Source organism: Streptomyces sp. NPDC026538 (assembly GCF_055567535.1).
In genome coordinates this window covers 516,605-533,329 of record NZ_JBVHQG010000003.1, presented here as the reverse complement: position 1 = coordinate 533,329, position 16,725 = coordinate 516,605, and the positions used below count along the sequence as shown (strand labels likewise).

18 protein-coding genes are annotated in these 16,725 nt (G+C 71.4%); 8 read left to right on the top strand and 10 right to left on the bottom strand.

Translation table 11 applies throughout. From position 1 onward, the window contains the following. Positions 1-138 precede the first annotated feature (138 nt). The 3 genes from ACZ4N4_RS15540 to ACZ4N4_RS15530 are packed head-to-tail and all read left to right on the top strand — an operon-like array spanning position 139 to position 2,800. Positions 139-1,575 (top strand): molybdopterin-dependent oxidoreductase, encoded by a 1,437-nt coding sequence (locus ACZ4N4_RS15540; protein WP_467588599.1) that lies wholly within the window; start codon positions 139-141, stop codon positions 1,573-1,575. Positions 1,576-1,577: 2 nt separating this feature from the next. Continuing rightward, complete coding sequence (locus ACZ4N4_RS15535) at positions 1,578-2,081, top strand: hypothetical protein (RefSeq protein ID WP_453578115.1); 504 nt, start codon at positions 1,578-1,580, stop codon at positions 2,079-2,081. Then, positions 2,078-2,800, top strand: coding sequence for a class I SAM-dependent methyltransferase (locus ACZ4N4_RS15530; protein ID WP_467588597.1), 723 nt, complete (start codon positions 2,078-2,080; stop codon positions 2,798-2,800). The genes ACZ4N4_RS15535 and ACZ4N4_RS15530 overlap by 4 nt, the downstream gene beginning before the upstream one ends. Positions 2,801-2,838: 38 nt before the next feature. Here the strand turns inward: ACZ4N4_RS15530 and ACZ4N4_RS15525 are convergent, their stop codons facing one another. Both ACZ4N4_RS15525 and ACZ4N4_RS15520 read right to left on the bottom strand, forming a co-directional pair. Beyond that, positions 2,839-3,201: a hypothetical protein gene (locus tag ACZ4N4_RS15525; protein WP_467588594.1), complete on the bottom strand. Its 363-nt coding sequence runs from the start codon at positions 3,199-3,201 to the stop codon at positions 2,839-2,841. 22 nt (positions 3,202-3,223) lie between these two features. Further along, the gene (locus ACZ4N4_RS15520) at positions 3,224-3,568 is read right to left on the bottom strand and encodes a helix-turn-helix domain-containing protein (RefSeq protein ID WP_467588591.1); all 345 of its coding nucleotides are present in this window, start codon (positions 3,566-3,568) and stop codon (positions 3,224-3,226) included. A 691-nt stretch (positions 3,569-4,259) separates the two neighbouring features. Here ACZ4N4_RS15520 and ACZ4N4_RS15515 point away from each other — a divergent pair. Beyond that, the gene (locus tag ACZ4N4_RS15515) at positions 4,260-4,634 is read left to right on the top strand and encodes a hypothetical protein (RefSeq protein ID WP_467588588.1); all 375 of its coding nucleotides are present in this window, start codon (positions 4,260-4,262) and stop codon (positions 4,632-4,634) included. A 142-nt stretch (positions 4,635-4,776) separates the two neighbouring features. Here the strand turns inward: ACZ4N4_RS15515 and ACZ4N4_RS15510 are convergent, their stop codons facing one another. The 6 genes from ACZ4N4_RS15510 to ACZ4N4_RS15485 all read right to left on the bottom strand — a co-directional run bounded on the left by ACZ4N4_RS15510 (position 4,777) and on the right by ACZ4N4_RS15485 (position 9,538). Beyond that, positions 4,777-5,088, bottom strand: a complete 312-nt coding sequence (locus ACZ4N4_RS15510) for an SCO5918 family protein (RefSeq protein WP_467588586.1) — start codon at positions 5,086-5,088, stop codon at positions 4,777-4,779. 47 nt (positions 5,089-5,135) lie between these two features. Further along, positions 5,136-5,432: a CBS domain-containing protein gene (locus ACZ4N4_RS15505; protein ID WP_467588583.1), complete on the bottom strand. Its 297-nt coding sequence runs from the start codon at positions 5,430-5,432 to the stop codon at positions 5,136-5,138. 84 nt (positions 5,433-5,516) lie between these two features. After that, positions 5,517-7,007, bottom strand: a complete 1,491-nt coding sequence (locus ACZ4N4_RS15500; RefSeq protein ID WP_467588579.1) for a DEAD/DEAH box helicase — start codon at positions 7,005-7,007, stop codon at positions 5,517-5,519. 181 nt (positions 7,008-7,188) lie between these two features. Beyond that, complete coding sequence (locus tag ACZ4N4_RS15495) at positions 7,189-7,392, bottom strand: cold-shock protein (protein ID WP_004986771.1); 204 nt, start codon at positions 7,390-7,392, stop codon at positions 7,189-7,191. A 644-nt stretch (positions 7,393-8,036) separates the two neighbouring features. Next, positions 8,037-8,819 (bottom strand): hypothetical protein, encoded by a 783-nt coding sequence (locus ACZ4N4_RS15490; protein WP_467588576.1) that lies wholly within the window; start codon positions 8,817-8,819, stop codon positions 8,037-8,039. A gap of 86 nt (positions 8,820-8,905) precedes the next feature. Next, the gene (locus ACZ4N4_RS15485; protein ID WP_467588574.1) at positions 8,906-9,538 is read right to left on the bottom strand and encodes an RNA polymerase sigma factor; all 633 of its coding nucleotides are present in this window, start codon (positions 9,536-9,538) and stop codon (positions 8,906-8,908) included. Between the two features lie 486 nt (positions 9,539-10,024). Here ACZ4N4_RS15485 and ACZ4N4_RS15480 point away from each other — a divergent pair, with 486 nt between their 5' ends. The 3 genes from ACZ4N4_RS15480 to ACZ4N4_RS15470 all read left to right on the top strand — a co-directional run bounded on the left by ACZ4N4_RS15480 (position 10,025) and on the right by ACZ4N4_RS15470 (position 13,677). Continuing rightward, entirely contained in the window at positions 10,025-10,522 is a 498-nt protein-coding gene (locus tag ACZ4N4_RS15480; protein WP_467588570.1) for a DUF1877 family protein, read from the top strand. A 165-nt stretch (positions 10,523-10,687) separates the two neighbouring features. Beyond that, positions 10,688-11,458 carry a hypothetical protein gene (locus ACZ4N4_RS15475; protein WP_467588567.1) on the top strand — a complete coding sequence of 257 codons (771 nt, stop codon included), beginning with the start codon at positions 10,688-10,690 and terminating at the stop codon, positions 11,456-11,458. 50 nt (positions 11,459-11,508) lie between these two features. After that, a complete protein-coding gene (locus tag ACZ4N4_RS15470) occupies positions 11,509-13,677 on the top strand; it encodes a bifunctional polysaccharide deacetylase/glycosyltransferase family 2 protein (protein WP_467589124.1) in 2,169 nt (722 codons plus the stop codon). A gap of 276 nt (positions 13,678-13,953) precedes the next feature. Here the strand turns inward: ACZ4N4_RS15470 and ACZ4N4_RS15465 are convergent, their stop codons facing one another. Continuing rightward, positions 13,954-15,162: an MFS transporter gene (locus tag ACZ4N4_RS15465; protein ID WP_467588564.1), complete on the bottom strand. Its 1,209-nt coding sequence runs from the start codon at positions 15,160-15,162 to the stop codon at positions 13,954-13,956. Positions 15,163-15,302: 140 nt separating this feature from the next. Continuing rightward, complete coding sequence (locus ACZ4N4_RS15460) at positions 15,303-15,542, bottom strand: hypothetical protein (protein WP_467588561.1); 240 nt, start codon at positions 15,540-15,542, stop codon at positions 15,303-15,305. 141 nt (positions 15,543-15,683) lie between these two features. Between ACZ4N4_RS15460 and ACZ4N4_RS15455 the strand changes: the two genes are divergently transcribed. Then, the gene (locus ACZ4N4_RS15455; RefSeq protein ID WP_467588558.1) at positions 15,684-16,631 is read left to right on the top strand and encodes a phosphotransferase family protein; all 948 of its coding nucleotides are present in this window, start codon (positions 15,684-15,686) and stop codon (positions 16,629-16,631) included. The last annotated feature ends 94 nt before the right edge of the window (positions 16,632-16,725 follow it).

Here is a 16,725-nt window from a genome sequence, read left to right as displayed (position 1 = left end):
GACACCCGCTTGCACCTCGGGCCCGGACAGCCCACCTGACCTGTGCCAGCTTGAGGGTGCCCTGTTTATCCGGAACAGGTCGTGGCATTGAGGGCCGTCCACTAGTGGGCACGGCTCGAAGACTGGAGGAGACGGCCGATGGCAGGTGGCGGACGGCCGTCGGGTCCGGCCCCGACCGGTGGGTCGCGACGCCCGGGACCGGACGAGACGTCGGCGCCGAAGCGGCTGAAGCGCGTACGGGGCACTGTGGCTGCCGCCGCGGCTGCGGGCCGTGCCCGGACTCGTACAACGGCACAGCGTGTCGGGCAGCTGCCCCCGCCTCCGGGTCCGTTCCGCCCCGGATTCTGGCGCAGTCCGATCCGCGGGGCATGGCTGACCTCGGTGTTCGGCCTGGTCCTCCTGGTCGGCATTCCGCTGCTGTTCATCACCGGACTGCTCTCCTACGCCGCCTACAACCCCGGGCTGAGCCCCCTCAACGACGAGACCCCTGACAAGGGCGTCCTGGGCTTCTACCTCTTCAGCTGGCCCACGCATCCCTACTGGCTCTACCGGCTGCTCCAGGGCGTGCACGTGACACTGGGCGTGGTCCTCGTACCGGTGCTGCTGGCCAAGCTGTGGTCGGTGATCCCGAAGCTGTTCGACTGGCTGCCGGTACGCTCCGTCGCCCACGGCATCGAGCGGTTGTCCCTGCTGATGCTGGTCGGGGGCGTCATCTTCGAGTTCGTCACCGGAATCCTGAACATCCAGCTCTACTACGTCTTCCCGGGCTCGTTCTACCGCCTGCACTTCTACGGGGCCTGGGTGTTCATCGCCGCCTTCGTCGTCCACGTGTGCCTCAGACTCGGCCGGATGACCCGGGCCCTGCGCTCACGCAGCCTGAGTACCGAACTGCGCACCGACCTCGCTCACACCGTGCCCGAACCACCAGATCCCGACGGCCTGGTGGCGACCGCTCCCGCCCCACCGACGATGACCCGCCGCGGCGCACTCGGCATGGTGGGAGCGGGATCACTGCTGCTCCTCGTCGTGACCGCCGGCCAGAGCATCGGCGGCCGGCTGCGCGCCACCGCACTGCTCGCACCGCACAACCGCGACCCCGCCGGCGGCCCGAACAGCTTCCAGATCAACAAGACGGCGGCGAAGGTCGGCATCACCCCCGCACTCGTCGGCCCCACCTGGCGACTGGAGGTCCACGGACGCGGGGCGCCACGGATCCTCACCCGCGAGCAGCTCCTGGCGATGCCCCAGCACGCCGCCGCACTGCCGATCGCCTGCGTGGAGGGATGGTCCACCGAGGACCAGCAGTGGAGCGGCCTACGGCTGGCCGACCTCGCCGCCCTGTCCGGCCTGCCCGGTGCGGGAAGCGTCCTGGTCCAGTCGATCCAACCGCCCGGCCCCTTCACCAGGGTGGTGCTGCGCGGCAACCAGATCCACGACCCCCGGGCGCTGCTCGCCCTCCGCGTCAACGGCGCGGACCTCTCGCTCGACCACGGCTACCCGGCCCGCGTCATCGTCCCGGCCAACCCCGGCGTGAACAACACCAAGTGGGTCCACCGGCTCACCTTCAGGGCGTGACCATGGCACGATTCGGCCGCTGGTACGGCTCCGGACCCCTGCACCTGCTCGTCCTGATCGCCTCGTTCGCCCTCACCGGCTACGCCCTGGTGCGTCTGTTCGCCGTCCAGCCCTGGGAGGTGGCGATCTGGTTCGTCGGGGCGGCCATCCTCCACGACCTGATCCTGCTGCCGCTGTACTCACTGGCCGACCTGTCGGCCCTCTCCGTACTGCGGCACCGCGCCACCGCCGGAACGACGGTGCCGTGGATCAACCACCTGCGCGTCCCCACCTTCCTGTCCGGTCTGCTCCTGCTGGTCTGGTTCCCCCTCGTCTTCCGGCTTGCGGTCCCCTACCCCGGTGACACCGGGTTGTCCTACGACGTCTACCTCGGCCGATGGCTGGCGATCACCGGCGTGCTCTTCGCGGCCTCCGCGGTCGCCTTCGCCGTGAGACTGCGCAGTGGGCGCCGGTCCGGCGGCGACGACGGGAGCCGGCCCCCTGCCGGGGACGGCGCAGCACCGTGACAACGGACGAGGACGAGCTGTACGACGCAGGCGAGGATCCCTACGCGCTCGCCCTGCGACCCGGCCGTGAGCCGGTGTACCTGCGGCTGGACGACGGGCGCCGCATCCGGATGCCCGTCCACCGCTGGCACGAGCAGCCCACGGCGGCCGACAACACCGTCCTGGAACGCTGCACCGGCCCTGTCATCGACATCGGCTGCGGTCCGGGCCGCATGTGCAGAGCACTCCTGAGCCAGGGAGTCTTCGCCCTCGGGGTCGACATCACACCTCGCGCGGTCGAACTGACCTGCGCCCTGGGCGGGCTGGCACTGCGGGCGTCGGTCTTCGACCGGCTACCGGCCGAGAAGGGCTGGCAGACGGTGCTGCTCATCGACGGCAACATCGGCATCGGAGGCGACCCGCGCAGCCTGCTGAGCCGCTGCGGCGGCCTCATCGCCCCCACCGGATGCCTCGTCGTCGAGGTCGACCCCCAGGACGTGCAAGAGCAGTGCACCGCCCGGTTCGAGAACGTCCAGGGCCAGGCCGGTCCGTACTTTCCCTGGGCGCGGCTCGGACGACCAGCGCTCCACAGGATCGCCGCCGGGCTCGCCCTCACCGTCACCGACCAGTGGACGAGCGGCCACCGCTGCTTCGCCACCCTCACCCACCAGGGGTCATCCTGCGACCGTCCTGACGCGGACCCCACAGCGACGGAGGACGGCGGGGCAGCGGTCGTCTGAGCCGGACGCTGCCCCGCTCCCCTGCGAGAGCTGACCGCTCACTGGTCGGTGCGGTCGATGCGGAGGTTGGCCGTCAGCCGGTTGATGCTCCGGACCGCGAGTTCGGCGAAGTTCGAGCGGGCGACGCCGGCGGTGGTCTCCCCGTGCCGTCGGACGCTGCGCAGGTCGCGCTGGACCTGGCGCGAGAGCTGGTGCAGTTCGCGTGGGGCGGTGGCGAGTCGCTTCTCCGTGGCGGCGCGCATCTGACGGTGCTCTCGCCGGGTACGGGGTGTGCCGGTGCTGTCGGAAGAGGTCTCGGTGGGGACGTCGGTACTCGATTCCGTGGCGGTGGGTCGCGCCGCCGCGACGGGCCGGACGCCGAGGGTCTTGCCGGGGAAGCCGATGCCGAATGTAAGGCGCACCGGGTGGCCCGCGCCCACGCGATCAGCCGGAACCGGAGCTGCCGGCCGCCTCGTCCGCGGCGCGACGGTACTCGGCGTTGATGCGCTGAGCTTCCTCGAGCTGGTCCTCGAGGATGACGATGCGGCAGGCGGCGTCGATCGGGGTGCCCCTGTCGACGAGCTCGCGGGCGCGAGCGGCGATCCGCAGTTGGTAGCGGGAGTACCGGCGATGCCCGCCCTCCGAGCGGAGCGGAGTGATCAGACGAGCCTCGCCGATGGCCCGAAGGAAGCCCGGGGTGGTGCCGAGCATCTCGGCCGCCCGGCCCATCGTGTAGGCGGGGTAGTCGTCGTCGTCCAGAAAATCACTAAGAGGATTGTCCGCTGTCATGTCACCTCGCTGTGCAACGCGTCGAGGGGCCTTGGTGCCGTACGGCACCAAGGCCCCGAAGGAAATTCAACACCATCTGTCGGCCCTACTGCTGTGCCGACCTTCTGTTTCCGCTACCCGGCCCGGCAGAGGGCGGGGTAGCGGGGGATCGCAGCTGCTTGACCGGGGACCACCATCCATTCCGGGGTCTTGCGGTACCCGGCCGAGTGCTTCTCGGGCCGGGCGATCCTGATGGCGTCTGCTCCTCCGTTCCTCTCTGAACCAACCACTGGATGAATCGGCACTGCGGTACTGCTGCGGCAGCTCCTCGACATACGAGCCGCCCAGTGCGGCTCCCAGCGCCGTCGCCGTTCTGGGAAACCTTGGCTTCGAGGCTCGAGAGCCGCACTGACCTGCGAACTTCGTGTACAGCTACCCGCCAGTTCGTTTCTGCCGGGTCTCGTTCGACCGTGTTCTACGACAAGAAGCATAACTACGCCGCCAGGCAATGTCTACTCTGGCAAGAGTAGATTTCACCCCCATGGCAGAGGAGGAATCCTGCCACCTGCGACGATGTCCTCCCCCTAGGTCGTCGCGCGACGGCGGATGGGGCCCCCGCCGCTCGGTCAAGAACCGCCTCCCGCCGTCCGCGAAGCTGCTTCACCCCCCGCGGGGCGGCCCCGAGACAGGCAGCTGAATAGGATCTGCTCTCATGTCGAACCCTGATGAACTGCTTGTCGCTCTCTCGGCCGCGGTGGAGTCCGAGCGAAGCAATCAGATGTCGCTGACCGTGGTCGTCGGCGGCGCCGTCATCACCGGCCGGCTGGCTCCCGAGGCCGTGTGGAGGGAGCGGGTGGCGGAGGTCCTGAAGGGATCGGACCGCCTCGGCCCGTTCTCCGACGTCTTCACCGGCGGCCCGCGAGGGGAACGGCCCGGCCGCGGCGGAGATCCCACGCATCTGCACTTCCACCTCGCGCGGATCCTGCAGGGCAGCCTCGGGATCCCGGAGACGGGCGGCATGTACCGAGTCGCGATCAAGGACGTCAGCGCGTGGACCGTGGGTGATTTCAGCTACTTCGACCAGTGAGACGCCGTCCCCGCCCCGCTGCTCGGCCAGGAGTCCCCGAGCGGACGAGGACACAGCGGTGGGGGCTCTTTCGACGCACGTCGACAGACCCCCCACCGGGATCCTGAGGGCGGTTACCCGCCCGTCCGTTACCCGCCCGCCCTCACACGTCCACAGGGCAGGTGCCGTCGAGCAGTGCCGACGGGGTCCGGAGCGGAAGGGGAACGCTCACGGGCGCGGCCTCGGGGCCGTGGCAGGTGAAGCCGAGGCTCGCCATGGCCCGGGTGACTTCGCCGACGGTGAAGTCACGGCGGTCCTGTCCCGTGGTGACCTGGCCCACCTGCTTGACGGGGTAGCGGCGGCGGCCGATGGTCACGGACGCGCCCGTGACCGGCTCGGGCTTGACGCCCTTCATCGAGGCCAGCACCCCGATCTTGGTCAGGTCGAACGGGTACCGGGCGATGACACAACGCATGATGCCTCCCAGGCATGACGGAAAGGAACTGACCCGGACGGCGAGGATCAGCCGCGGACGGGAGCAGGCCGGAGCCGGCTGCCGAGGACGTCCCGCAGACGGATGCGGTCCGTGTACGTGGAACTGGCACGGAGAACGGCGAGCCGGGCCAGAGTGATCGAACCCGTGCTCTGGTCGTCCCCGTCGCACACCGTCAGGTACTCGACACGTGCACCCGCCATGACGGCCAGAGCCACCTCGACGGTCATGTCGTCACAGACCCAGGGCCCGTACCCTTCCATGCCGTCGACCAGGGTCGTCGATGCGGGTTCCGCCGTGCGGCACTGCGTCTGAGTGGGCGTCAAAAATGCCTCCTGCGATGCGGGTTGGGCGGCTTGGTGGCCACTGGGGCCTGGGGAGACCGCTGCGGCGCCGGGGTCGTGCAGGGCCTAGGCCGCCGAGTCGACGGCGGTGCGCCGCTGTGCCCTGCGGCGCACCGCCGCGCCGGCGGGCCGCCCCTGGCCGGCGCGGCCCTGACGGCCACGGGACGGGGAAGACGTGCGGCGGGGACGCTCCACGGCCGGAGCGGTGATGACGACCGGGACACCGGACGGCGCCTGGGCGCCGGTGATGCGGCTCAGCTCCGCCTCACCCGAGCGCACCGGAGTGATGCGCGGGGTGATGCCGGCCGAGGCCATCAGTCGGCTCATGTCGCGGCGCTGGCCGGGTGTCACCAGGGTGACGACGCTGCCGGACTCCCCCGCACGGGCCGTACGACCGCCACGGTGCAGGTAGTCCTTGTGGTCGCCGGGCGGATCCACGTTGACGACCAGGTCGAGGTTGTCGACATGGATGCCGCGGGCCGCGACGTTGGTGGCGACCAGCACCGTGACGTGACCGTCCTTGAACTGAGCCAGGGTCCGGGTGCGCTGCGGCTGGGACCTGCCACCGTGCAGGGCGGCGGCGCGGACGCCGCTGCTGAGGAGGTGCTTGGTCAAGCGGTCCACGGCGTGCTTGGTGTCCAGGAACATGATGACCCGGCCGTCCCGTGCCGCGATCTCGGTGGTCGTCCGGTGCTTGTCCGCGTCGTGCACGTGGAGCACGTGGTGCTCCATCGTGGTGACGGCACCGGCCGACGGGTCGACGGAGTGGACCACCGGGTCGGTCAGGTAGCGACGGACCAACAGGTCCACGTTACGGTCCAGGGTGGCCGAGAAGAGCATCCGCTGGCCCTCCGGCCGCACCTGGTCGAGCAGGGCGGTGACCTGGGGCATGAAGCCCATGTCGGTCATCTGGTCGGCCTCGTCCAGGACAGTGACGGCGACGTCCCGCAGTCGGCAGTCGCCCCGGTCGATCAGGTCCTTGAGCCGCCCCGGTGTCGCGACGACGACCTCGGCCCCGGCCCGCAGCGCACTCGCCTGCCTGCCGATCGACATTCCGCCGACCACGGTGGCCAGCCGCAGCCGGACGGCGCGGGCATACGGGGTGAGCGCGTCGGTGACCTGCTGGGCGAGTTCACGGGTGGGTACGAGGATCAGGGCCAGCGGCTCCCGTGGTTCGGCGCGCCGGCCTGCCGTGCGGGCCATGACCGCGAGGCCGAAGGCGAGCGTCTTGCCCGACCCGGTACGGCCACGACCGAGTACGTCACGGCCGGCCAGGGAGTTCGGCAGGGTCGCCGCCTGGATGGGGAACGGTACGGTCACGCCCTCGTGGCCGAGCGCGGCCAGCAACGGCGTCGGCATGGCGAGATCGGCGAACGACTCGACGGCGGGCAACGCCGGCGTGGTCGTCTCCGGCGGTGCGAACTCACCCTGTGCGGCCCGCCGATTCCCGTTGCCCTTGGAGCGGCTCTGAACACCGGAGCGGCCGCCGGCAGCACTTCCTCCGAAGCGGTCGTACGTGCGAGTCGTGCGGGTGCGAGTCGTGCGTGCACGGTTCATGTGGAACCTTCCTCGACGTGGGCGCGTATCAAGGAATTTCCGCAGCAAAACGAACGGCGCAGAGAATCGCGAGAACGAGCCGAAAAAAAACAGGGCTGCATCGCCCTGAAAATGAAGCGAGCTGGGGCCCGCACCCCAAGGTGCGGGCCCCAGCTGCGAAGTATGCGTCAGTGCCGACGCGTCACGCGGGAACGATGTTCTCGGCCGTCGGGCCCTTCTGGCCCTGCGCGATGTCGAACGAAACCTTCTGGCCTTCCAGCAGCTCACGGAAGCCCTGGGCGGCGATGTTGGAGTAGTGGGCGAAGACGTCGGCGCCGCCGCCGTCCTGCTCGATGAAACCGAAGCCCTTTTCCGCGTTGAACCACTTCACGGTGCCAGTAGCCATTTTATTTCTCCTTCGGAAACGGTGTCAGGAATACGCTCTGTGCGCTTTCCGTGTCGCCGTGATGCTCAGCCGCCGGAAAAACCATTCTGGCAACCACACCTGCAACTGATACTGACAGTAGCACGTCGTGAGCGACCCCACGCGGCAAGCAATTCCCGGCCGTCTCCCACCTCAGGAATATTTCTCGTGCGCCGTGTCGATTTCTCACTTCCCCACCACAGGAATTGCTCTCCCGGGCCACAGTGTTGCCGTCGAGTCCGTCCGGTCGCGGCGCCGTGACCTCCTTGGACGGCTTGGGCGCGGCTGCCGTCGCCATCAGCTGACGACATGCCGACGAAAGCGCCGCGACCCCAACACCGAGAGGAAGGCCACACGGCGGTTCCGGCGGGGCGACCGCGGCGGTCTTGTGGCCCGCGGACCGATCGAGCTCCGCATGTGGACGCGATTCTCACCCTCGACCGGTGCGACTTCCGCTGTCCGCCCGCTGGGCCGCCACAAGGCATTCCGGGTGCTGCCGACGATCGGCCGCTTTGCCGCGAGCGCTCATCATGGACTTCGACCCGGCCGACCAGGGTGTGTTCTCGGCGCCCGCCGCGGTCACACCGCTGTCGACCACTATGGGCCGCCCACGCGGGGAGGCGGGGCTACTTTTTCTTGCCCTTGCCCTTGCCCTGCCCGCCGTTCGCCTCGCTGCCTGCGGACGCGTTGCCGGAAGCGCTGGTGTCGCCCGCCGTGCCGTTGGCGGAGTTCGCGGCATGCTTGCCGGACTTGCCCGCACCGGCCGAGTGGCTCGGCTTGGCCGTCTCTCGTGTCAACTGCTCGGAACAGTAGACGGCAACCTTGTCCGCACCGCCGGCTGCCGCGACCAGTCGCTGCCAGGCCGTCGCGCTTAGCGCCTTGCCGCGTCCCTGGACCTGGTCGTAGGCACGGCAGTGGGCTTCGGTGTCCTGGGCGGTGGCGGGCCGGTCCGTCGGCCGAGCACTTCCGGACGGGTGGGACGCGGCCCCGGCTCCCGGCCGGGGCGAGGCGACCGCCGACGGGTGCGCCGTTCCCCTGCCGTCGCCCGCGCCCTCACCGGCGGAACCGGCGGAACCGATGGCCGCGACCGCCACACCTCCCAGCGCGAGGCTGGCGAAGGCCACGCCGAACGTCAGCTTCGCCGGGCGCCGGGCCCGCCGCTCTGCCGCAGGCCGCCAGTCGTCCCGGCGCCGGGTACGTGCGCGATGCGCACCCGAGGAGCGGGCGGCCCTGAAAGCGGCCATGGCCTGCTGCTCGCCCTGGGGCGCCAGATCGCCTGCGCGGACGGCGGCGCCCAGTGCCGTCTCCAGCACGGCGTCGTCACCCGCGTCCCCGGGGTCGGACGGGGCGCCGTCGGGCTGCACATGTCGACGGCCCCATCCCCCGTCGCCGCCCAGCCGTTCACCCATGTCCGCTTCCGTTCCCGACCGACCGCTTCGATTCGTCCGCCGCCCCGGATCCGACGCCTGCCTGTCGTTCCTGCCGCGGTTGTCGTTCATGTCGACTCCCCCAGCGCGCGGGAAGCCACATCCGTCACACCCTCCTCGACTCCGCTGCCGATGCCCAGCTGACGGCCGAGGCGTCTCAGGCCCCGGTGCGCGGCCGTGCGCACCGCACCCGGCCGCTTGCCCAGGACCCGCGCCGCGGCGGGACCGTCCAGGCCGACCACAACCCGCAGCAGCACGGCCTCGGCCTGGTCCCGCGGCAGTCCGCGGATCAACTCCAGAGCCCACTCCGTGGAGAGGGACTCCAGAGCCTGCTCATGAGTGTTGTGCGGGCCCGCCAGATCCAGTACGTCCTGGTCGGTACCGCCCGCCTGGGGCCGCACCCGCCGACGACGCAGGTGGTCCAGCGCCCGGTGCCGGGCGATGGTCGCGGTCCAGCCGCGGAAGCCCGCGCCGTCGCCCTTGAAACGCCCGAGGTCGCGGGCTATCTCCAGCCAGGCATCGGACGCCACGTCCTCCGCCTCCTCGCCGACGACGCCGCGAAGGTAGCCGAGCAGGCCCGGCTGCACGATCCGGTAGGCGACCTCGAAGGCGGCCTCGTCGCCGTCCTGGGCGCGCGCGACCGCCGCACCCAGTTCCCCGTCGTACTCCTGTACGCGCCAAGGTTGCCGCGCCTGGCCCAAGATCGCCCTCGTTCGCACCGATCACAACCGATTTCACGCCGTCCGCCGTGCTCCGGTCGCAGCGACGGCCCCACGATGACCAGCGTGTGCTCTCACAGAAACGTCACAACACCCCAGGAGCCCTGTCCGGTATCAACCGCCTCCCAGCGCTCAGCCGCCGGTTTCGGCAGGCGCGAGGGCGACGGAGCGGGACCGGCGCCGTTCGAGCCGGGCACGCTTCCCACCGGCCCTGCGCCAGGGAGCAGGACAGGCTCTGTACCGACCGCACGGGCCGCGGCGAACCTCGCCGACGACGGCACCACGACCCGCCCCGGCCCCCTCTCCGTACCGCTCGCGTCTCTCCCCACGTGAGCGGTACGGAGCGGGACGGCCGACCGGCCGGCAGCGGGCGATCAGCAACGCGCCTAAGCCCGCCACGGCCGCCGCCCCGAGCCCGTGACCGCCAGGCCGCGTGATGCTTCGGCACCCTCGTGCGCTCCCACAGTCATGAGTACGTACCTCCATCTGCGAGCGGTACCGGCTCCGGCACTGCGCAACAGTCCGGCTTGGCTGGAACGGCTTTTCGCGAGCGATGCCGCGACCGTCCGGCACCAGCCCGGCCAGTGCCTCGAAGAGGTGCTGGACGAGTGCTGCCTGGACCAGGAGCGCATCTACACCGGAGCTCCGCCGGCCGGTCCCCCGGAACGGCCCCAGGCCCAGGTGGTGCTCGGCGGCCGCCCGGTGTTCCGCACCGACCGGCAGAAGCCGCCGTTGCTGGTCCTCACGGCCGCCCAGGCCCGCCGGGTGGCCGAATTCCTGGAACAGACCGATTTCGACGCGCTGTGGGACTCCGCCCGGGACGGACTGCTGCCCCGCTACGGCGGAGCGACCACGGAGCCCGAGACGTCGCGCGCGTTCGCCACCACGCACCGGGAGCTGCGGGAGTTCTACGCGCACACGGCCGCGTGCGGGAACGCGGTGGTGAAGTGCCGTTCCAAGGCGTGAGGAGTGGCGATCCGAGACGGGAGAGGTGCCGCCGCGAGGCGGGACATGTGGCTTTCCTGAGAGGGACATATGACGGTCCGAGGGGGGAGGTGTAACAGTTTCGGCCCGCTGCGGTCTTTCCATGCGGACGACCACGTCGGTCGGCCCGGAGAGGAGACAGGACTCGTGCAGTGGACGGGCGACAGCGGCGAAGCGTACGGCGAGGATCCGTACGGCGGCGTCGGGTACAGGTATGCCCACGGCCACGAGGGCACCGGCGGCACCACCACCGACACGGCCATGCCGGAGCCCCGGGCCGCCGGCGCGCCCCTGCACGTCGCCGGGCCTGACCACCTCGCCACGGCGGAGTGGGACTCTCCACACGGTGCCGTCATCACCGTGCTGCCGACGGACCACGACGACTGCGGCCGTCCCGCGTCGGAGCCGGACGCAGCGGAGAACGATCCGGCGCGGCCCGTCTTCGTGGACGCCTCCGGGCACCGCCAGCGCCGCGTGCGGCGCGCCGCACGACTGCTGGTGATCCCCGCCGGCGTCTATGTCGCCCTGCTGGTCAGCACGTTGCTGGGCGGCCCCACACTCAGCGCTCCGTTCGTCCCGCTCCCGGACACCACGCACCCGGCCGCGCCCCGTGCGACCGCCCCCGGCTCCCCCGCCGGTACGGGTCACACGGCAAGGAGCGCGACCTCCGGCGCGACAAACGAGAACGCCCGTGCCACGTCGCCGCGGACGGCCTCCGGCCAGACCGGCAGGCAGACGGCCGCGACCACCCCCGTGGCCACGTCCGCCACGTCCGCCACCACCGCGACGCCCACCCGAACCGCCTCCCCGACCACGACCGCCAGTCCCGCCACCAGCGCCGGCGCCGGCGCCACCAGCACCGACGCACCCTCCGCCAAGGGGCGCGCCAACGCCGCGTCCCACAAGCCCAAGAAGTGATCCAAGGCCCTGACGTGACCGATCCGACCGATCGCGGACGCCGCTCCGCCATGCCCCGCCTCCGCGGCCGTACCCGCGGGGTCACACCCCGCACCCACTGGCTGCTGCTGTCCGTACTGGTGGTGACCCTGTCGGCGGCCCTCCTGCTGCAGGGCTACACCCACCACATGTTCGCGATCACCTCGGACGACGTGACCGGCCCCCGCGGCCGTGCCGACGTGGTGCCCGGTCAGGTGGCCCACGGCGGCCCCGTGATCGCGGACGCCGCCGGCTCCCCGCACACCGCCCGCCCGAAGGCCGGCACCATCGCCCTCACCTTCGACGACGGCCCCGACCCGGTCTGGACCCCGCGCGTCCTCGACGTGCTGCGTCGCAACCACGTGCACGCGACCTTCTTCGTCGTCGGCACCCAGGTCGTGGCCCACCCGGAACTGGTCCGCCGGATCGTCGCCGAGGGCCACCAGATCGGCATCCACACCTTCACCCACCCCGACCTCTCCCGCCTCGCCCCATGGCAGCGTTCCCTGGAACTGCGCGAGACCCAGCTGGCGGTGGCCGGCGCGGCCGGCGTCACCAGCGCGCTGCTCAGGCCGCCGTACTCCTCGGAGAACGACGCCCTGGACGACGCCGACTGGTCCGTCCTCAAGCAGGGCGACGCGGCCGGGTACGTCACGGTGCTCTCCACCCTGGACGCCGAGGACTGGCAGCGCCCCGGCACGGCCCGCGTCCTCGCGAACGCGACACCGCACGGCAAGGCCGGGCAGATCGTGCTGATGCACGACGCCGGTGGTGACCGCTCCCAGACCGTCGCCGCCCTGAACACCCTGATCCCCCGGCTCAAGGCACGGGGCTTCCGGTTCACGACGGTCGGCGCCGCGGTCGGCATGGCCGCCCCCGTCCAGCGTGCCGGGCTGGGGAACCGCCTCCAAGGCATCGCCCTCATCAAGATGCTGCAGCTCGGCGACGGGACCATCCGGCTGCTCGGCGCGCTGATGTACGCGGCCGGAGCGATCAGCGTGCTGCGCGCGGCCGTCGTACTGGTAGCGGCCCATCGGCACCGACGGCTGCGCACCGGGCGCCGGGCCAGGCCCTGGGGACCGCCGGTGACCGAACCGGTCAGCGTCATCGTCCCGGCGTACAACGAGAGCGCCGGCATCGAGGCGGCCGTACGCTCCCTGGTCGCCTCGGACCATCCGGTGGAGATCATCGTGGTGGACGACGGCTCCACCGACGGGACCGCCGCCCTGGTGGAGGCCCTCGGTCTGCCGGGGGTGCGGGTGATCCGGCAGCGGAACGCGGGCAAGCCCGCCGCGCTCAACACCGGTCTGGCCGCCGCCACCTGCGACCTGGTGGTCATGGTCGACGGCGACACCGTCTTCGAACCCGACGCCGTCCGCACGATCGTGCAGCCCTTCGCCGACTCTCGGGTGGGTGCCGTCTCGGGCAACGCGAAGGTCGTCAACCGCGGTGGCCTGCTGGGCCGTTGGCAGCACATCGAGTACGTCGTCGGCTTCAATCTCGACCGTCGCCTCTTCGATCTCGCCGAGTGCATGCCGACCGTGCCCGGAGCGGTCGGGGCGTTCCGGCGCCGGGCGCTGCTCGCCCTCGGCGGGGTCAGCGACGTCACCCTCGCCGAGGACACGGACCTCACCATGGCCCTGTGCCGCGCCGGCTGGCGTGTGGTGTACGAGGAAGGGGCGGTTGCCTGGACCGAGGCGCCCGCGTCGCTGGGCGCCCTGTGGCGGCAGCGGTACCGCTGGTGCTACGGCACCCTGCAGGCGATGTGGAAGCACCGCGGCGCGCTCGTACAGAGCGGCGCCGGCGGCCGGCTCGGCCGTCGGGGCCTGCTCTACCTCCTTGTCTTCCAAGTCCTGCTGCCCCTGCTGGCCCCCGTGGTCGACGTCTTCGCCCTCTACGGCCTGGTCTTCCTCGACCCGCTCGGAATCACCGCCCTCTGGCTGGCCTTCCTGCTCCTGCAACTGCTGATGGGCCTGTACGCGTTCCGCCTGGACGGAGAACGCCCGGGCCCGCTGTGGAGCCTGCCGCTGCAGCAGTTCGTCTACCGCCAGTTGATGTACCTGGTGGTCATCCAGTCCGTCTTCACCGCCGTGTCGGGCTCACGGCTGCGGTGGCAGCGCATGGAGCGCTACGGCACCCTGCGGGCACCGGCAGGTGCGGAGACACCTGGCGAGGACCGCCCTCCGCGGATTCCCGCCTGACCGGGGGCCGGTCCCGGGTCCGGTCCCGGGTCCGGTCCCGGGGCCGGGCCCGGGTCAGGTCCCGGGGCCGGGCCCGGGTCAGGTCCCGGGGCCGGGCCCGGGTCAGGTCCCGGGTCAGGTCCCGGGAAGACGACACCATCCGCACCGGATTTCTGTGCCGCAGGTGGCAGGGTCGCCACACTTGGACCGTTCTTGACCAGAACCTGCCACTACCGACGGCCGGAAGCCGACCGGCTCGTCGCGCCTTCATCGGGCGCCTTCATCGGAGACTCCGGGTCAGAGGGCCGCGGTCCGCACACGGGCAAGGACCGGCAGCGCACCGGCGAGGGCCAGCGCGATGCCGCCGGAGACCAGCAGCGGGAGGTGGCCGTCGGCGCCCCAGGCGAGCCCGGCCCACACGCCCGCGAGCAGGACGGCGGCGCCGGTGGCGCCCTGGTAGAGGCCCTGCGCGGTGCCCTGCTGATGGTCGGGGACGAGCGTGGAGATCCAGGCCTTGCCGACGCCGTCGGTGCAGGCCGCGAAACCGCCGTAGAGCGGCAGCACCACGAACACCGACCAGGGGCTGTGGATCAGTCCGAGGCCCAGGTAGCCGATCGCGAAGAAGACCAGACCGGCGGCGAAGACCAGCCGGCGCGGCAGTCGGTCGGACAGCGCCCCCGCGGGGTAGGACAGGGCGGCGTAGACGAGGTTGTAGACCGCGTACGCGCCCACCACCCCGGCCGTCGAGAGGCCCAGGTCGTGGGCACGCAACAGCAGCAGTGCGTCGGGGAAGTTGACGAGGTTGAAGGCGAGCAGCATCCCGAGCACCCGCCAGTAGGGGCGGGGCAGGGACCGCCAGGGCGTGCGGGCGGCCCGCGTCGAGGAGCCGCCCGTCCCTATGGTTCGGGGGTCGCGGACGGCGGCGACCAGCGCGACCGACGCGACGGCAGGGATCACGGCGATCCAGAACAGCGGGCGCAACCGGTGGTCGAGCGCCTCGTACAGGACCAGCCCGACGAGCGGGCCGACCACCGCGCCGGCGGTGTCGGCGGCCCGGTGCAGCCCGAACACCTTGCCGCGCTGTCCGTTCGGAACGCCCTCGACGAGCAGGGCGTCGCGCGGCGCCCCGCGCATGCCCTTGCCGAGCCGGTCGGTGACCCTGGCGACGAGGACCGGCGGCCACGCGGTCGAGAGCGCGATGAGCAGCTTGCCGACCGCGGCCAGGCCGTATCCCGCACCGATCAGCGGACGCCGGGCGAACCGGTCGGCCAGGCGCCCGGCGGCCACCTTGGTGATCGAGGCGGCTCCCTCGGCCGCTCCCTCGATCGCGCCGACCACGACGGGCGGCGCGCCGAGCACCACGGTCAGGTAGATCGGCAGGATCGGATAGAGGAGTTCGCTGGCCGCGTCCTGGAGAAAGGACACCCCGCACAGCACCTTCACGTTGCGGGTCAGCCAGGCGGGGCGGCGTCCGGTCGGTCGCGGGGCGGGGCTGGGTTCTGTCACGGGTACAGGATCTCCCCGCAACGCGGGCCTGCTCGGGACGCGCTGGCCGATGCACGGTCCCGTGGGCAGCGTCAGCAGCCGTTCTTCCATCGAGATCTCCCAGAGCGGTCCGGTGCACCGAAGTGACGGATGAGTGGAGGTCACATGCCGGCAAGTCGGTTGATGTCACGGCTGGTCAGGATGCTGGGGTCCGTGTTCTCGGGACGGCTGAGGACGATCGCCGCGCGACCGATGGCCTCGGCCGATGTGGCCCAGTCGGGAAACACCCGACGCAGCACCGGGGAGAGTGGGCTGATCACCGTGGCGAACGTCTGCGCTGCCACAGAGGAGGCGCGGGCGCCGTTGAGGGGACGGATATGGCCGGCACTGTTCCGCCGCATACGCGTGGGGGACCGCACGGCGCCCTGCAGCGCTCCGTCACCGGGTGTCGCGCGGGCGACGGGCCTACCGTGGGAGATGGCCCCGGCGTCGGCCCCGCCGACCGGCCGGTCGTTCACGACGAGGGCGGAAGGAGGCACGAGATGTCCGATGCGATACGGGACACCACGGCCCGGCGCGTACGACATTTCGTCGACGCCGGATATCCCGACGCCGGACCCGTCGAGGCGGCGGTGGAGGGAGCTGTCTACCGTCTCGGGGACGGAACGGTGGCCAAGGTGTGGGAGCGCCGACGGGGATCCGAACTGCGGCGGATGCAGCGTTTCTACGCAGATGCTGCGGCGCACCTGCCGTTCGGCTCCCCGGAGATCCTCGCCGTCGAGGACATCGACGGTGTCCCGATGACCGTGGAGCGGGAGCTGACCGGCGAGCCCTTGGCGGGCAGGATCCGCACCGACGACCCGGACGAGGTGCTGCCCGAAGCGGTCGACTGCCTGGTCGGCGTGTTGCGCGCCCTCGCGGACGCCCACGACGTCGACGAGGTCAAGCACCTTCCTGTGCTGGACGAGGAACGCCCGCTGTGGGAAGGCCACACCACTTTCGGATCCGCCCTGGCGGACCTGGTGGACCGGCGGGTCAGCCGGTGCGCGGACCGGCTCTCCTCGCATGTCCGCGACTTCGGCGACACGCGCGCCCGGCTGCTACGGAAGCTGCGCTCGCTGCCCCGTACCGACCAGGCGGTCGTCCACGGTGACGTCTTCCCGGAGACCGTGCTGGTGGACGACGACCTGCGGCCGCTCGCCCTCGTGGACTACGGCTTCCTGTCCACGGGCGGGGACCCCCGGTTCGACGCCGCCGTGGCCGCGGCCATCTTCCCGGCGGCCACCGAGCACGCCCCGGAGATCACCCGGCAGCTCACCACGCGGTTCGCCGACGAGTTCGGCTACGCGGTCGACGACCTCCTGCTGTACCGGGCCGCCTATGCGATGGCCACGAGCGACACCTTCGCGCCGGGCGGCGGTGACGAGCACTTCGCCTGGTGCGTCACCGTGCTCGAGGACCCGGCCGTCGCCGAGTCCCTGCACCGGTGACCCACGGCGGCCACAGCCGAGCAGCCGGGAAGTTCCGGTGGCGGTGTGTGCGGTGCCCTACGTCAACCTTCTGACCAGCGGCGGAGCAGTCGAC

What these genes read in the sequence shown, in the direction of transcription:
- ACZ4N4_RS15495 (WP_004986771.1), bottom strand. Translation starts at nt 7,392, where the DNA reads ATGGCTACTGGCACCGTGAAGTGGTTCAACGCGGAAAAGGGCTTCGGT.
- ACZ4N4_RS15520 (WP_467588591.1), bottom strand. Translation starts at nt 3,568, where the DNA reads ATGACAGCGGACAATCCTCTTAGTGATTTTCTGGACGACGACGACTAC.
- ACZ4N4_RS15460 (WP_467588561.1), bottom strand. Translation starts at nt 15,542, where the DNA reads ATGCGGCGGAACAGTGCCGGCCATATCCGTCCCCTCAACGGCGCCCGC.
- ACZ4N4_RS15490 (WP_467588576.1), bottom strand. Translation starts at nt 8,819, where the DNA reads ATGGGTGAACGGCTGGGCGGCGACGGGGGATGGGGCCGTCGACATGTG.
- ACZ4N4_RS15455 (WP_467588558.1), top strand. Translation starts at nt 15,684, where the DNA reads ATGTCCGATGCGATACGGGACACCACGGCCCGGCGCGTACGACATTTC.
- ACZ4N4_RS15470 (WP_467589124.1), top strand. Translation starts at nt 11,509, where the DNA reads ATGCCCCGCCTCCGCGGCCGTACCCGCGGGGTCACACCCCGCACCCAC.
- ACZ4N4_RS15500 (WP_467588579.1), bottom strand. Translation starts at nt 7,007, where the DNA reads ATGAACCGTGCACGCACGACTCGCACCCGCACGACTCGCACGTACGAC.
- ACZ4N4_RS15515 (WP_467588588.1), top strand. Translation starts at nt 4,260, where the DNA reads ATGTCGAACCCTGATGAACTGCTTGTCGCTCTCTCGGCCGCGGTGGAG.
- ACZ4N4_RS15510 (WP_467588586.1), bottom strand. Translation starts at nt 5,088, where the DNA reads ATGCGTTGTGTCATCGCCCGGTACCCGTTCGACCTGACCAAGATCGGG.
- ACZ4N4_RS15480 (WP_467588570.1), top strand. Translation starts at nt 10,025, where the DNA reads ATGAGTACGTACCTCCATCTGCGAGCGGTACCGGCTCCGGCACTGCGC.
- ACZ4N4_RS15540 (WP_467588599.1), top strand. Translation starts at nt 139, where the DNA reads ATGGCAGGTGGCGGACGGCCGTCGGGTCCGGCCCCGACCGGTGGGTCG.
- ACZ4N4_RS15535 (WP_453578115.1), top strand. Translation starts at nt 1,578, where the DNA reads ATGGCACGATTCGGCCGCTGGTACGGCTCCGGACCCCTGCACCTGCTC.